The sequence below is a fragment of the Streptomyces triculaminicus genome, from assembly GCF_017349075.1.
Lineage (GTDB): Bacteria > Actinomycetota > Actinomycetes > Streptomycetales > Streptomycetaceae > Streptomyces > Streptomyces triculaminicus.
Genome location: NZ_JAFMOF010000003.1, coordinates 1,072,510 through 1,087,252, shown reverse-complemented (window position 1 = coordinate 1,087,252; position 14,743 = coordinate 1,072,510). Strand labels below are relative to the sequence as shown.

The 14,743-nt window shown below is 74.1% G+C and carries 12 protein-coding genes and 1 pseudogene; 8 read left to right on the top strand and 5 right to left on the bottom strand.

Annotated elements, in window-relative coordinates; genetic code table 11:
• Positions 1–12 precede the first annotated feature (12 nt).
• Positions 13–2,142, bottom strand: coding sequence for a transglycosylase domain-containing protein (locus tag J1792_RS23315; protein WP_242646353.1), 2,130 nt, complete (start codon positions 2,140–2,142; stop codon positions 13–15).
• 112 nt (positions 2,143–2,254) lie between these two features.
• On the opposite strand from J1792_RS23315, the gene J1792_RS23310 reads away from it, so the two are divergent.
• Positions 2,255–2,656: a BlaI/MecI/CopY family transcriptional regulator gene (locus tag J1792_RS23310; protein ID WP_086574590.1), complete on the top strand. Its 402-nt coding sequence runs from the start codon at positions 2,255–2,257 to the stop codon at positions 2,654–2,656.
• Positions 2,657–2,674: 18 nt separating this feature from the next.
• Here the strand turns inward: J1792_RS23310 and J1792_RS23305 are convergent, their stop codons facing one another.
• Complete coding sequence (locus tag J1792_RS23305) at positions 2,675–3,364, bottom strand: nuclease-related domain-containing protein (RefSeq protein ID WP_179199111.1); 690 nt, start codon at positions 3,362–3,364, stop codon at positions 2,675–2,677.
• Between the two features lie 362 nt (positions 3,365–3,726).
• Between J1792_RS23305 and J1792_RS35885 the strand changes: the two genes are divergently transcribed.
• From J1792_RS35885 to J1792_RS23290, 3 genes are all read left to right on the top strand, one after another.
• Complete coding sequence (locus tag J1792_RS35885) at positions 3,727–4,668, top strand: DUF4142 domain-containing protein (RefSeq protein ID WP_372446157.1); 942 nt, start codon at positions 3,727–3,729, stop codon at positions 4,666–4,668.
• Positions 4,610–5,563: a DUF1996 domain-containing protein gene (locus J1792_RS23295; protein ID WP_372446156.1), complete on the top strand. Its 954-nt coding sequence runs from the start codon at positions 4,610–4,612 to the stop codon at positions 5,561–5,563. The genes J1792_RS35885 and J1792_RS23295 overlap by 59 nt, the downstream gene beginning before the upstream one ends.
• Before the next feature lie 154 nt (positions 5,564–5,717).
• Positions 5,718–7,280 (top strand): alpha/beta hydrolase, encoded by a 1,563-nt coding sequence (locus tag J1792_RS23290; RefSeq protein ID WP_207248097.1) that lies wholly within the window; start codon positions 5,718–5,720, stop codon positions 7,278–7,280.
• A 42-nt stretch (positions 7,281–7,322) separates the two neighbouring features.
• Here the strand turns inward: J1792_RS23290 and hemQ are convergent, their stop codons facing one another.
• Both hemQ and hemG read right to left on the bottom strand, forming a co-directional pair.
• Positions 7,323–8,039, bottom strand: a complete 717-nt coding sequence (gene hemQ / locus J1792_RS23285; RefSeq protein WP_086574244.1) for a hydrogen peroxide-dependent heme synthase — start codon at positions 8,037–8,039, stop codon at positions 7,323–7,325.
• A gap of 4 nt (positions 8,040–8,043) precedes the next feature.
• Positions 8,044–9,477, bottom strand: a complete 1,434-nt coding sequence (hemG, locus tag J1792_RS23280; RefSeq protein WP_086574243.1) for a protoporphyrinogen oxidase — start codon at positions 9,475–9,477, stop codon at positions 8,044–8,046.
• 130 nt (positions 9,478–9,607) lie between these two features.
• Between hemG and J1792_RS23275 the strand changes: the two genes are divergently transcribed.
• The 4 genes and pseudogenes from J1792_RS23275 to J1792_RS23260 all read left to right on the top strand — a co-directional run bounded on the left by J1792_RS23275 (position 9,608) and on the right by J1792_RS23260 (position 13,611).
• The gene (locus J1792_RS23275) at positions 9,608–10,801 is read left to right on the top strand and encodes a thiolase family protein (RefSeq protein WP_207248096.1); all 1,194 of its coding nucleotides are present in this window, start codon (positions 9,608–9,610) and stop codon (positions 10,799–10,801) included.
• A gap of 98 nt (positions 10,802–10,899) precedes the next feature.
• Positions 10,900–11,651 (top strand): annotated as a pseudogene (pcaH, locus tag J1792_RS23270) (protocatechuate 3,4-dioxygenase subunit beta).
• Position 11,652: 1 nt separating this feature from the next.
• Entirely contained in the window at positions 11,653–12,201 is a 549-nt protein-coding gene (pcaG, locus tag J1792_RS23265; protein ID WP_207248095.1) for a protocatechuate 3,4-dioxygenase subunit alpha, read from the top strand.
• Between the two features lie 39 nt (positions 12,202–12,240).
• On the top strand, positions 12,241–13,611 hold the full coding sequence (locus J1792_RS23260) for an FAD-dependent oxidoreductase (RefSeq protein WP_207248094.1): 1,371 nt from the start codon (positions 12,241–12,243) through the stop codon (positions 13,609–13,611).
• A gap of 6 nt (positions 13,612–13,617) precedes the next feature.
• Here J1792_RS23260 and hemE read toward each other — a convergent pair whose 3' ends face one another.
• The gene (hemE, locus tag J1792_RS23255) at positions 13,618–14,706 is read right to left on the bottom strand and encodes a uroporphyrinogen decarboxylase (protein WP_086571335.1); all 1,089 of its coding nucleotides are present in this window, start codon (positions 14,704–14,706) and stop codon (positions 13,618–13,620) included.
• Positions 14,707–14,743 lie beyond the last annotated feature (37 nt).

The following is a 14,743-nucleotide window of genomic DNA, read 5'->3' as shown; positions in this document are numbered from 1 at the left end:
CCGCCGGCCCCGTCACTTCCCGCCGTGGCTCATGTAGCCCGTCCAGATGGCGAGGGGGTACGTGCTGCCGCGCACCGACGCGGCGGCGCCGCCCAGGCCGTCCAGCTTCAGCGGCTCCTGGGTCTTCGGGTCGATGCGGAAGAGCGAGACGGCGGTCGCGGTCCGGCCGCGGTAGCCGGCGAACCAGGCCGACTTGTTGTCCGGGCCCGTGCCGGGCGTGCCCGCCACGCCGGTCCCGGCGGCCGCGGCCGCCGTCGCGGCGCCGCGCCGGACGGAGTCGCGCAGCGCCTCGTCCACCGCCGCGGCCACGCTCACGGGCAGGGCGCGCTCGGCGGAGGGCTTCTCCACCTCCAGCGGGTCGCCATTGCGGCTGAGCCGGTCCACGGAGTACGGCTCGCTGTTCATGCCCTTGGCGGCGAAGGTGGCGTAGGCGCCGGCCATACGGATGGCGCTGGGCGTGCTCGTACCAAGGGAGAAGGCGGGCACCTTGGCGCCCAGGCTCTCGGCGAGCAGGCCCGTCTGCACGGCCACCCTGCCCACCCGGTCCAGGCCCACGTCCATGCCCAGCTGCATGATCGGGGAGTTCACGGACCGCGCGACGGCGTCCTTGAGGGTGATGGGGCCGTAGGACCTGCCGCCGTCGTTGGACGCCTTGACGATCTTCCCCGAGCGGTCCCAGTAGGGGCCCTCGGGGGTGCGAATGGCCACCTTGTCGTCGCCGTTGTAGACGGTCGCGGGCGTCACGGTGACGCGGGGGCCGCCGCGCTGGCGCTGGATGCCGTCGCGCAGGGCTGCCGCGTAGACGAAGGGGCCGAAGGTGGTGCCCGCGGGGACGACGGTGGAGTTGGCGTCGTTGAAGCCCTGCTTGAGGTAGTCGGGGCCGCCGTAGAGGGCGAGGATGCGCCCGTCGGTGGCCACGGAGGCGGCGCCGACGCGCACGTTCCGGTCGCTCTCGCGCTTGTCGGGGTCCAGCCCCTTGCGGACGTCCTCGACGGCCTTGGCCAGCTCCTCCACGTCCTGCCTCCGGAAGGTGGTGCGGATCTGGTAGCCGCCGAGGTCGAAGTCGGCGTCGGAGACCTCGGTGTGGGCGCTCACATAGGCGCGGGCGGTGTCGACGAGGTAGCCGGTCTGGCCGCTGAGCCCGGCCGGCTTGGGCGGCGCCTTGGGCTCGGGGAAGCGGGTGTAGCCGGCCCGCTCCTTCGGCGAGAGCTTGCCGATGGTGACCATGCGGTCGAGGATCCAGTTCCAGCGCTCCACGGCGCGCTCGTGGTTCTTGGCGCTGACCGCCGGATCATAGAGCGCGGCGCCCTTGAGCAGGGAGGCGAGGAAGGCGCCCTCGCTCGCGTCGAGCTGCGAGACGTCCTTGCCGTAGTAGGCGTGGGCGGCGCGCTGGATGCCGTAGCTGCCGCGCCCGTACCAGCTGGTGTTGAGGTAGCCCTCGAGGATGTCCGACTTGCTCATCTTGTTGTCGAGCTTGATCGCGATGAACATCTCGGTGAGCTTGCGGCTGAAGGTCTGCTGCTGGTTGAGGTAGGCGTTCTTCACGTACTGCTGGGTGATGGTGGAGCCGCCCTGGGTGTCGCCGCCGGTGAGCATCCGGGAGACGGCGCGCGTCATGCCGCTGACGGAGATGCCGCTGTCGGAGTAGAAGGTCTCGTTCTCGGCGGCGAGCGCGGCCCAGCGCACCTTCTCGGGGACCTTCTCCAGGGCCGTGTCCTGCCGGTCGACCGGGCCCGTGCGGGCCATCTCGGTGCCGTCGGCGTAGTAGTAGACGTTGTCCTGCTGGGTGGCGAAGGCGTTGAGGTCGGAGGGTATGTCGGTGCGCGCGTAGAGGATCGCGACGGTGGCCGTGAACGCGCCGGCCAGGATGCCGAAGGAGCCCAGGACCTGGCGCCAGGAGGGTATCCAGCGGCGGTGGCCCGTGCGCCCGGGGCGGGGGTAGGCGGGCCGGAGACGGTTCAGGACGTCGCGGTACGGTGCGACGCGGCGCGGGGTGCCCCGCTTCCCCCGGCGACCATAAGCAAGTCCGGAGCCTTTGTCCGCATGTGCCCCGTTTTTCCGTCGCTCGCCCACCGCTTGCCCCGACCCCGTTCGAACATCCATCGCTGTGTCTACAGCTCGATTCTGGGGCGAGTCTGCCATAACCGGAATCTGATACTCAGTCAGATTACCCAGGGTTCTCTCTACACCTTAGGAAGCCTTTACACTCCTGTAGAGGCAAGCGGAAGACTGACAGAAGGATCTCCGACCAGACATGGCAACGCCCACTCCCCCCGTCGTCCCCCACCAGGGCAGGCGCCGCGCCAGCGGCGCACTGGAGGGCGAGGTCCTCGCCGCACTGCAGCGGGCGGGCGCCCCCCTCACCCCGCGCGAGGTGCAGGCCACGCTCTCGGGCGAGCTGACGTACAGCACGGTGGTGACGATCCTGTCGCGGCTGCACGGCAAGGAGGTGCTCACCCGCACCCCGCGCGGCCGGGCCTACGCCTACGCGCCGCTGACCGACGAGGCGGGCCTCGCCGCCCGGCGCATGCACAAGGTCCTCGACGGCCGCGCCGACCGGGAGGTCGTGCTCACCCGCTTCGCCGACGGGCTGAACGACGAGGACGCGGCGCTGCTGCGCCGGCTGCTGACCGGGGCCGTCCCCGGCCCCTGGTAGGCACCGCCGCCCGGCGCCTCACGCCCCGAGCCACACGCGCCGGTTGCGCGCCACCGTGTGGATGCGGTCCACCCGGTCCGGGTGCAGCACCCCGCCCAGCTCGCCGAGCCCCGGCACCTCCTCCTCCCGCAGCACCCGTACGTCCTCCAGCGAGTCCGCCCCGTCCACGCCGGCCGCGCCGACGAGCACCAGCACCGGCAGCACCCGCACCGGAAACCCGCAGCCCCGCGAGAGCACCAGCGAGGACCGGCGCGCGCTGTGCCGCGCACGGCGGACGTACGGCAGCGGGTGGCGCTCCCCCGGTACCAGGACCGAGGCGTCGTCCACCTCGACCCGGCCCCCGCGGATCCGCTCGGCGGCCACGCTGAAGACGCCGCCGGGCCCGATCAGCAGATGGGAGATGACGGCCTCGCCGGGCAGCACGATGGAGTGCACGACCTCCCAGCCGCCCGGTGTCAGTCCCTCCAGCTCCGCCCCGACGAGCTGTTCGGCGGCCAGCGCGCGGCGCCAGGAGTCCTCCACGGGCCGGCGCCCGAGGAGCCGGGCGATCGCCAGGCGCACCCGGCCCGCCCGGGAGGCGTCGAGCCGGGCCCGGAGGGTCTCGCCCGGCCTGTTCGGGGCGAGATCGTCGTCGGGGGGCAGAAAGAGCCTTTCAGGGTCGTACCGCTTTCCGTTCGCGCCCCTCTTCGCTTCCGGCCGTTCACGCACGCCCATCACCCCCACCCGCCATACTGCCGCAGAAGCACGGGAACCAACCCAATCGACCACCCGTTGGGTGAGGTGAGGCCCCGCGGCGTCCCCCGACCGCGGGGCCTCGCCACCCCGGCGCCGCCCGCGCACGCCCCCGCGCCCCCAGGGCGAAACCGCACAACGTACCAACCGCCCCCACCGCCCCGGGCCGCCTTGCCCGCGCCGTGACGCAGCACACATTCCCCTCCGGTTTTTCTCGGACGCCCCGAACGCGCAGGCCGACGCGGGAATCGGGGCCCCGCCCCCGCCCACGGATCCGCCGAATCCGCTCGCCGATCAGCTCCGGGCCCCTAGCGTGCGGTCGCGCACAAGGAGGCCCCATGCGATCCCTCACCGGCACCGGCCTGATCGTCACCGCCCTCACCGCGACCGTGGCCGCTCTGCTCTTCCCCCTCTGGTCCTACGCCGACCGCACCGGCACGGCCGCGGGCGCGGCCGCCGCCGACCCGACGGCCGGCTCCGTCCCGACGCGGTTCGGCCCGCTGTCCGCGACCGACCGCGACTTCGTCGAACGCGTCCGACTGGCCGGACTCTGGGAGACCCCCGCCGGCCAGCAGGCGCTGGAGCGGGGCACCACGGCCGCCGTCAAGCTGGCCGGCCGGCATCTCGTCGACGGCCACACCGCCCTCGACCAGCACGTGCGCGACGTGGGGCAGCGGCTCGGCCTCGAGCTGCCCAGCCAGCCCAACGCCGAGCAGCGCCGCTGGCTGACCCGGCTCGGCGCCGCGCACGGCGGGGCGTACGACCGGGAGTTCGCCAACATCCTGCGCTTCGCCCACGGCAAGGTCTTCGCGCTCGTCGGGCAGGTGCGCGCGAGCACCCGCAACTCCGCGGTGCGCGAGCTGGCCGACGACGCGGCGACGACCGTCCTCGATCACATGAAGGTGCTCGAGGACACCGGACTGGTCGACTTCGACGCCCTGGCGTCCGGGCCGCCCCGGCCGGCTCCGCCCGCCTCGGGAGCCGAGCCGCCGCCCGCCCCGCCGCGCCCCACGCCCACGACGCGCCCGAGCCGGCCTCCCCGGCCCGGACCCGACCACGACCGCGACCCCGCCCCTCTCATCCCCGTCCCCCTCATCCCCGTCCCCCTCCGAAGAGAGTTGATCCCTCATGCCGGTCAGTCACCGGCGCCGCCTCGGCGCCAAGCACCTGATCCTCATCGCCTTACTGGCGCTGCTCGGCTCGGCGGGCACGTTCGCCGCCGTGACCGGCAGCGCCTCCGCCCACCCCGACTCGTCACCCAGAGTGACATTCCCCACTGACAGTCACGACCACGCGGGCCCCTCCCCCGCCGACTTCACCGACATCCGCCGCGCCCGCCCCGACGCGCCGCCGCCCCGGAACCAGGCCTCCGCCTCCACCGGCACCTTCACCACCCGCTGCGGCCGCAACGAGAACGGCCACCGCAACCCCGACAACTTCATCGTCACGCCGGGTGTCACCAACGGCGCCCACCACCTGCACGACTACGTCGGGAACCGCTCCACCGACGCCTTCTCCACCGATGCCTCGCTGCGCGCCGCGGGCACCACCTGCGCCCAGGGCGACAAGTCCGCCTACTTCTGGCCGGTCCTGCGCCTGACCGGCCAGAACGGCGACGAGAACGGCGGCGAGAAGGAGAGCCGCGACGGCAACACCGGCCGCGTGCTGACCCCCGACAGCGCCTCCCTCACCTTCCGCGGCAACCCGGCGGCGAAGGTGGGTGCCATGCCGCCCGGACTGCGGGTGATCACCGGCGACGCCAAGGCGTTCACGAACGGCCCCGGCAACGCCCGGGCCCGCTGGGGCTGCACCGGCGTCGCCGGCCGGCACCTCACGGACGCGTACCCGCTCTGCCCGGGTGACAGCAAGGTCGTACGGCAGCTGGACTTCCCCAGCTGCTGGGACGGGCGGAACACCGACAGCGGCGACCACCGCGCGCACATCGTCTTCCCGGACGCGCGGACCGGCCGCTGCGCCGGCGGCTTCCGGCCCGTGCCGCAGCTGCGGATGGAGCTGACGTACAGCGTGCCCCGGCAGCCGGCGTTCGCCGTCGACAGCTTCCCCGAGCAGCTGCGCAAGCCCGTCACGGACCACGCCGACTTCGCCAACGTGATGCCCGAGCGGCTCATGGACACCGCCGTGCGCTGCATCAACAGCGGCCGCCGCTGCGGCTGACGTTCGGACGGGAGGGGTCGGCGACGGGCAACGGCACCGGGAGCGGGCTCTCTTCGGGCGCATTCGCGTCCGACATCGCATCCAGTGCTTTACTTCGCCGATCCATTTCCGAATTATCCCTTTTGCCGTATTGCATATGAAGGGATATATCCCCGTGAGATCAGCAGCCCTGTACGGAACCCTCGGATCTCTGATCCTCACCGGGCTCACCGGCCTCCCGGCCGCCCCGGCCCACGCCCTGGACCCCGGCCTCGTCGAGGCCCGGGGCGTGGCCCTGGCCGCCTCGCGGGCCGCCGCCAAGGGGATCGACTTCGGCGACTGCCCGGCCGTCGAGGGGCTGCCCGAACCCATCGAGTGCGGCACCGTCTCCGTCCCCCTGGACTACGCGCACCCCAACGGCAAACACATCCGCCTCACCGTCAGCCGCGCCCGCGCGGCCGGCGACGAGGACGAGCGCCAGGGGGCCATCGTCTTCAACCCCGGCGGTCCCGGCGGCAACGGCATGTTCTACCCCCTGCTCACCCGCCTGCCGCAGTGGCGCGACATCTCCGACGCGTACGACCTGATCGGCTACGCCCCGCGCGGCGTCGGCCGCTCCGCACCGCTGTCCTGCGTCGACCCGGCCGGCTTCGTCAAGGGCCCCACCGACGCGCCCCAGCACCCCTCCGCCGCGTACAAGGAGCGGCAGCTCGCCAAGGCCGAGGCCTACGCGCGCGGCTGCGCCCGCCGGGGCGGCGCCGGCCTGCGCCACTTCACCAGCCTCAACAACGCCCGCGACCTCGACGTCCTGCGGGCCGCGCTCGGCGAGAAGAAGCTCACCTACATGGGGGCGTCGTACGGCACCTACTTCGGCGCCCTGTACGCCGAGATGTTCCCCACCCACGTGCGCCGGATGGTCTTCGACAGCATCGTCAACCCCGACCCGCGCAAGATCTGGTACGGCAACAACCTCGACCAGTCGGAGGCCTTCGAACGGCGCTGGGCCGACTGGCGGCGCTGGGTGGGCCACCACCACGCCGTCTACCACCTGGGACGCACCCCCAAGGAGGTGCTGGCCTCGTACGAGAAGGCGAGCAAGCGCCTGGCCAAGCGACCCGCGGGCGGCACGGTGGGACCGGGCCAGCTGCAGTCGGCCTTCCTCAAGTCCGGCTACGCCGACAGCCACTGGGCACGCGACGCCCAGGCGCTCTCGGCGTACCTGCGCGGCGACGACAAGCCGCTGATCGCGCTGGCCGCGCCGGGGGCGGAGAGCGCGCGGGCCGCCGAGAACGAGAACGCCGTCTACACCGTCGTGGAGTGCAACGACACCGCCTGGCCGCACTCCTGGCCGACGTGGGAGCACGACAACGACCGGCTGTCCCGCAAGGCCCCGTTCGAGACGTGGAGCAACGCCTTCATGAACCTGCCGTGCGCGTTCTGGAAGGGCCCGCAGCAGAAGCCGCTCGAGGTCAGGGTCGACCGGAAGGGCGGTCTGCCGGGCGTGCTGCTGCTGGCCGCCGAGCGGGACGCGGCCACCCCGTACAAGGGAGCGCTCGAGCTGCAGCGCAGGCTCGGCGGCTCGGCGCTGGTCACCGAGCGCGGCGCCGGCACCCACGGCATCGGCGGCGGCCCCAACGCCTGTGTCAACCGCTACCTGGAGAAGTACCTGCTCGACGGCCAGCTCCCGGCGCGGCGCACGTACTGCGCACCGCGCGCGGAGCCGCGCGCGACGACGTGACGAACCCCCGGCGGGGCTCGGACGAGCCCCGCCGGGTCCGGCTCAGGCCAGCCCCGCCACCAGTTCGGCCACGGCCTTGCGACGGCCCGTGTAGAACGGCACCTCTTCGCGGACGTGCATGCGTGCCTCGGACGCGCGCAGGTGGCGCATCAGGTCGACGATGCGGTAGAGGTCGTTGGCCTCGAACGCCAGGATCCACTCGTAGTCGCCCAGCGAGAACGAGGCGACCGTGTTGGCCCGGACGTCGGGGTAGCCGCGGGCCATCTTGCCGTGGTCGGCGAGCATGCGGCGGCGGTCCTCGTCGGGCAGCAGGTACCAGTCGTACGAGCGCACGAAGGGGTACACGCTGACGTAGTCGCGCGGCGTCTCGTCGGCGAGGAACGCCGGGATGTGCGACTTGTTGAACTCGGCGGGGCGGTGCAGGGCCATGTTCGACCACACCGGCTCCAGCGCGCGGCCGAGCCGGGTGCGGCGGAAGAGGTTGTACGCGTCCTGGAGGGCGTCCGCGGTCTCGGAGTGCCACCAGATCATCACGTCGGCGTCGGCCCGCAGACCGGACAGGTCGTAGGTGCCGCGCACCGTGACGTCCTTCTCGGCGAGCTGGGCGAAGAGCTCCTCGACCTCGTCGGCCCAGCCGGCGCGGTCCTGCGGCAGCACGTCGCGCAGCTTGAACACCGACCAGAGGGTGTAGCGGATGACCTCGTTGAGGTCCTTGGCCTTCTTGCCGGCGTTCGGGGTCTTCCCAGGGGCGTCAGTCATGTCCCTATTCTCCCCCCTGCCCCTCGGCGCCCGGCGTCAGGGTGACCAGTAGCTCGTCGGCGGCCCGTCGTCCGCTGGAGACGCAGGCCGGGATGCCCACGCCGTCGTAGGCCGCGCCGCAGACCCGCAGGCCGGACAGGCGGGCGACGTCCTCGCGGATGCGGGCGACACGGGAGAGGTGGCCCACGGGGTACTGCGGCAGGCCGCCGTCCCAGCGGGTGACGACGCTCTCCACGGGCGCCGCCGCGAGCCCCACGGCGTCGCCGAGGTCCTTGAGCGACATCGCGACCAGCTCGGCGTCCTCGCGCCCGAGGTCCTCCTCCTCGCCGAACCGCCCGATCGAGGTACGCAGGACGAACAGGTCCGGGTCGCCGGCGGCGTTCCAGCCCCACTTGTTGCCGGAGAAGGTGGACGCCTTGATCTTCCGGCCGTCGACCGGGGGCACGAGGAAGCCGCTGCCGTGCAGCAGTCCCTCGACGTCCGGGCGGCGGAAGGCCATGGTGACCAGCGCCATGGAGGCGTACTCCACCGACGCGAGGCCGGCGGCGGCCGCGGGGGCGTGCGGGGCGAGCAGGCGGGCCGTGTGCGGTGCCGGGGTGGCCGCGACGACGGCGTCGGCCGTCAGCGTCCGTTCGCCGAGGACGACCGTCCAGCCGTCCGGGCGGCGGTCGAGCCCGGTGACGCGGGCGTTCGTGCGGATCTCCCCGCCGGCCGCGCGCACCGCGTCCGCGACCGCGACCGGCAGCGTGCCGATGCCGCCGTCGATGCCCATGAAGACCGGGCCGGCGGCCGCCGGCCGGGCGGCGGCGCGCGCCTGCAGCTCGCGCACGCCCTCGATCAGCGAGCGGTGGGAGCGGGCGATCTCGAAGAGCTGCGGAACCGCGGCCCGCATCGAGATCCGGTAGGGGTCGCCCGCGTACACGCCGCCGAGCAGGGGCTCCACCAGCCGGTCGACGACCTCGCGGCCCATCCGCCCGGCCACGTACTCGCCGATGGCGACGTCGTCGCCGACCTCGGTGCGCGGCAGCTCGGCGTCCCGGGCGACGCGGGCGACGCCCTCCTCGGAGAGCACCCCGGACGCGGCCAGGGGGGCGAGGTCGCCGGGCACGCCCATCATGTGGCCCGTGGGCATCGGGCGCAGGCCGCCGCGCGACCAGATCCTCGCCGTGGCGGTGGCCGGGGGCTGCAGCCGGTCGTCGAGGCCGACCGCGCGGGCCAGCTCGACGGCCTCCGGCCGCCGCGCGAGCATCGACTCGGCCCCCAGGTCGACGGGCACGCCCGCGATCTCGCCGGAGTGCAGCTTGCCGCCGAGGCGGGCCGAGCCCTCCAGGAGCGTCACGCGGGCGCCGCCCTCCAGCAGCCGGTGGGCGGCCGCCAGGCCGGAGATCCCGCCGCCGATGACCACCACGTGCCGCGAAGAGGGGTGCGCTTGGCTCATGGCCCCACTGTCTCAAATCCCCACGAGGCGCCCGTCGGCACCCCATTGACAGAGCCCCGCGCCGCGCCGAGACTCGCGCGCACACGACCGTCGCACCGTCCCACCCGTCACGAACGTTTACGGAGACCCCATGAACGACCGCATCCGGGATGTGTACATCGTCGACGCCGTCCGCACCCCGGTCGGCAAGTACGGCGGCGCCCTCTCCCGCGTACGTCCCGACGACCTCGCCGCGCACGTCGTCCGGGCGCTGGTCGACCGCTCGCCCGAACTGGACCCGGCCCGCGTCGACGACGTGGTCCTCGGCAACGCCAACGGCGCCGGCGAGGAGAACCGCGACGTGGCCCGGATGGCCGTACTGCTGGCCGGGCTGCCGGTGACCGTGCCGGGCGCCACCGTCAACCGGCTGTGCGCCTCGGGCCTGGAGGCGGTCGTCCAGGCCTACCGCGCCATCGCGGTCGGCGACGCCTCCGTGGTGATCGCGGGCGGCGTGGAGTCGATGAGCCGCGCCCCCTGGGTGATGCGCAAGCCCGACCGTGCCTTCCCCGCAGGTCCCCAGGAGATGTACTCGACCACGCTCGGCTGGCGGATGACGAACCCGCGGATGCCCCCGCGCTGGACCGTCTCCCTCGGTGAGGGCGCGGAGCGCATCGCCGACAAGCACGGCATCACCCGGGCGCGCCAGGACGCGTTCGCGCTGGCCAGCCACGAGAAGGCCGCGCGGGCCTGGAAGGAGGGGGCCTACGACGGCGAGGTCGTGCCGCTGCCCGGGGTGGACCTGCCCCGCGACGAGTGCATCCGCGACAGCACGTCCCTCGAGGCACTGTCCGCGCTGCAGCCCGCCTTCCGCATGGACGGCGGCACGGTCACCGCGGGCAACTCCTCCCCGCTGAACGACGGTGCCGCGGCCCTGCTGCTGTGCGACGAGGCGGGCCTCGCGGCCACGGGCCGGGAGCCGCTGGCCCGCGTGCGGGCGTCGGCCGTCACCGGCATCGAGCCGGACCTGTACGGGCTCGGCCCCGTGGAGGCGGTGCGGCGGGCGCTGGCCGCTGCCGGCCGCACCTTCGCCGACCTCGCGGTCCTCGAGCTCAACGAGGCCTTCGCCGCGCAGGCGCTGGGCTGCCTGGCCGAGTGGCCGGAGCTCGACCCGGACGTCGTCAACCCGCGCGGCGGGGCGATCGCGATCGGCCACCCGCTGGGCTGCTCCGGCGCCCGGCTGGCGGGTTCGGTCGCCCACCAGCTCGCGGCGGCGGGCTCCGGCACGGGGCTGGCGGCGCTGTGCATCGGCGTCGGCCAGGGCCAGGCGCTGGTCCTCGAGCGCTGACCCGCCCGCCGTCCTCCGCCCGCCGCGAGCCTCGAGCCTGACCGATAACGGCCGTCCGGGCGGGGATCGCGGGTGCCGGACCGGGGTAGGGCAAGGCCATGGCAGCGAACGGACCGGCACGTGAACGGCACGGGGAGCGGCGACGGACCGGACGTGGGGCCGGCTTCGGCGAGGCGCCGCCCTACGTCGGCGTCGTCGAGCGCAGACCCCTGCGGCCACCGGTGCCGGTCGTCCTCGGCCCCGGCGCCGTCGAGCTGGCCGCGCCCCTCTTCGGCGCCCGCGACGTGGGCCCGCTGGACGCGGACCTGACCCGCCAGCACCTGGGCGAGCCGATCGGCGAGCGCATCACCGTCAGCGGGCGGGTCCTGGACGGCCGGGGCCGCCCGGTGCGCGGCCAGCTGGTGGAGCTGTGGCAGGCCAACGCCGCCGGCCGCTACGCCCACCGGCTCGACGACCGCCGGGCCCCGCTCGACCCCACTTCACCGGCACCGGCCGGTGCCTGACCGACGACTCCGGCCGCTACCGCTTCACCACCATCCGGCCCGGCGCCTACCCCTGGGCCTCCCACCCCCACTCCTGGCGCCCCGCCCACCTGCACTTCTCCCTGTTCGGCACGGCCTTCACCCAGCGCCTGGTGACCCAGATGTACTTCCCGAACGACCCGCTCCTGCCCTACGACGCCATCCGCAACGCCCTCCCCGACGCGGACGCCCGGCGCCGCCTGGTCGCCGTCTACGACCCCGACCTGAACGAGCCCGAGCTCTCCCTCGGCTACCACTGGGACATCGTTCTGGACGGTCCGGCCGCCACCTGGACGGCCCCCGCCACCCCGACGCGGGAGGGCTGCTGACATGCCGCTGGACCCCACGCCCTCGCAGACCGTCGGGCCCTACTTCGGCATGGCCCTGCCCTTCCCCGGCGGCGACGACCTCGCCCCCGCCGGACACCCCGACGCGATCACCCTGCACGGGTACGTCCTCGACGGGCCGGGCGCGCCGGTGCCGGACGCGCTGCTGGAGTTCTGGCAGGCGGCTCCGGACGGCTCGCCGGCGGGCGCCGCCCGCGGCCCGTACCGCGTCGGGGACGCCTTCACCGGCTTCGCGCGCGTGCCCACCGGCGAGGACGGCCACTACGCGCTGCGCACCCTGCTGCCGGGCGGGGCGCCCTATCTGGCGCTGTGCCTGTTCGCCCGCGGGCTGACCCACCACCTCTTCACCCGCGTCTACGTCCGCCCGCCCGGGGACGACCCGCTGCTGGCCTCGCTGCCGGCCGAGCGGCGCGCCACGCTGCTGGCCGCCCACGACGCGGCGCGCCCGCGCTCGTACCGCTTCGACGTCCGTCTCCAGGGCGACGCGCTCCACGAGGAGACGGTGTTCCTCCGCTTCGGCGGGGCCCCGTAGCGTGAGCCGCACGACCGGCGGGACGACGGGAGGCGCGCGATGGCGGGGCAACGGCGGATGGTGGTCGTCGGGGGCGACGCGGCGGGCATGTCCGCCGCGTCGCGGGCCCGCAGGCTGAGGGACCGGGAGCACCTGGCGATCACCGCGTTCGAGCGCGGCCGCCTCGCCTCGTACTCCGCCTGCGGCATCCCCTACTGGACCGGCGGCGTCGTCGACGGCCCCGACGCGCTCGTCGCCCGGACGCCCGAGGCCCACCGCGAGCGCGGCATCGACCTGCGCATGCTCACCGAGGTGACCGAGCTCGACGTCGCCGGACAGCGGGTGCGGGCCCGGGAGCTGACGTCGGGCCGGGAGACCTGGCACGGCTACGACGACCTGGTCCTGGCCACGGGCGCCCGGCCGCTGCGCCCGCCGCTCGAGGGCATCGACGCCCGCGGGGTGTACGGGGTGCAGACCCTGGAGGACGGGCGGGCGCTGCTGGAGGGCCTGGAGCGGACGGCCGCCCGCCGGGCGGTGGTGATCGGCGCCGGGTACATCGGCGTGGAGATGGCGGAGGCCCTCGTCCGGCGGGGCTGCGCGGTGACGGTCGTGGAGCGTTCGGCGCAGCCGATGGCGACGCTGGACCCGGACATGGGCGCGCTGGTCCGCGAGGCGATGTCGGGGATGGGCATCGAGGTGGTCACGGACACGGCCGTGACGGGCGTTCGCACCGGGGCGGACGGCGAGGCGGTGGGGGTGGCGACGTCGGCGGGCGACGTCCCGGCCGACGTGGTCGTCCTCGGCCTGGGCGTACGCCCCGAGACCTCGCTCGCCGCGGCGGCGGGGCTGCCGCTCGGCGAGTCGGGCGGGCTGCTGACGGACCTGGCGATGCGGGTGCGCGGGCACGCGAACATCTGGGCGGGGGGTGACTGCGTGGAGGTCCTCGACCTGGTGTCGGGGCGCACCCGGCACATCGCCCTGGGCACCCACGCCAACAAGCACGGCCAGGTGATCGGCATGAACGTGGGCGGCGGGTACGCCACGTTCCCGGGCGTGGTCGGGACGGCCGTCAGCAAGGTGTGCGACCTGGAGATCGCCCGCACCGGGCTGCGCGAGAAGGACGCCCGCGCGGTGGGGCTGCGCTTCGTGACGGCGACGATCGAGTCGACGAGCCGGGCGGGCTACTACCCCGGCGCCCGGGAGATGACCGTGAAGATGCTGGCCGAGCAGGGCACGGGCCGGCTGCTGGGCGTGCAGATCGTGGGGCGGGAGGGCGCGGCGAAGCGGGTGGACGTCGCGGCGGTCGCGCTCACCGCGCGGATGACGGTGGAGCAGATGACGGCGCTGGACCTGGGGTACGCGCCGCCGTTCTCGCCCGTGTGGGATCCGGTGCTGGTGGCCGCCCGGAAGACGGCCACCCTGATCCGCTAGCGCCCGCTATCGGGCCGAGCGCTCGTGGACGTACTCGACGAGGTGGGTGAGCGCGTCCGGGTCGGTCGTCGGCATCACGCCGTGGCCGAGGTTGAAGACGTGGCCCTCGAGACCGGCCGCCGCCGCCAGGACCTCGTCGGTCTTGGCGCGCACCGCCTCGCGCGGGGCGAAGAGGACGGTCGGGTCGAGGTTGCCCTGCAGCGCCTTGCCGGGGCCGACGCGGCGGGCGGCCTCGTCCAGGGGCACGCGCCAGTCGACGCCGACGACGTCCGCGCCGGCCTCGCCCATCAGGCCGAGCAGCTCGCCGGTGCCGACGCCGAAGTGGATGCGCGGCACGTCGTAGCCGGCGACGGAGTCGAAGACCTTGCGGGAGGCGGGCATGACGTAGCGGCGGTAGTCGGCCGGGGCCAGGGCGCCGGCCCAGGAGTCGAAGAGCTGGACGGCGCTCGCGCCGGCCTCGATCTGGACCCGCAGGAACGCGGAGGTGATGACGGAGAGCCGGTCCACGAGGTCGGCCCACAGCTCGGGGTCGCCGTACATCATGGCCTTGGTGTTCTCGTACGTCCGCGACGGGCCGCCCTCGATGAGGTAGCTGGCCAGCGTGAACGGCGCGCCGGCGAAGCCGATGAGGGGGGTGGAGCCCAGCTCGGCGGTGAGCATGCCGATGGCCTCGGTGACGTAGGGGACGTCGGAGGCGTCGAGGGGGCGCAGCCGCTCGAGGTCGGCGCGGGTGCGCACGGGCTCGGCGACGACCGGGCCGACGCCGGGCTTGATGTCGAGGTCGACGCCGATGGCCTTCAGCGGCACCACGATGTCGCTGAAGAAGATGGCGGCGTCGACGCCGTGGCGGCGCACCGGCTGCAGGGTGATCTCGGTGACGAGGTCGGGCCGCATGCAGGACTCGAGCATGGGGACGCCCTCGCGGACCTTGCGGTACTCGGGCAGCGAGCGCCCCGCCTGCCGCATGAACCAGACCGGGGTGTGCGGCACGGGTTCGCGGCGGCAGGCCCGCAGGAACGCCGAATCACGGACGGCGGCGGGGACCGAAACCTGTGCCGCGGTGCGGCCCGTCTGCTGCTGGCTGCGCTCACTCATGCCCCAAATCTTCGCACGGGCCGAACGAGTGACCCGC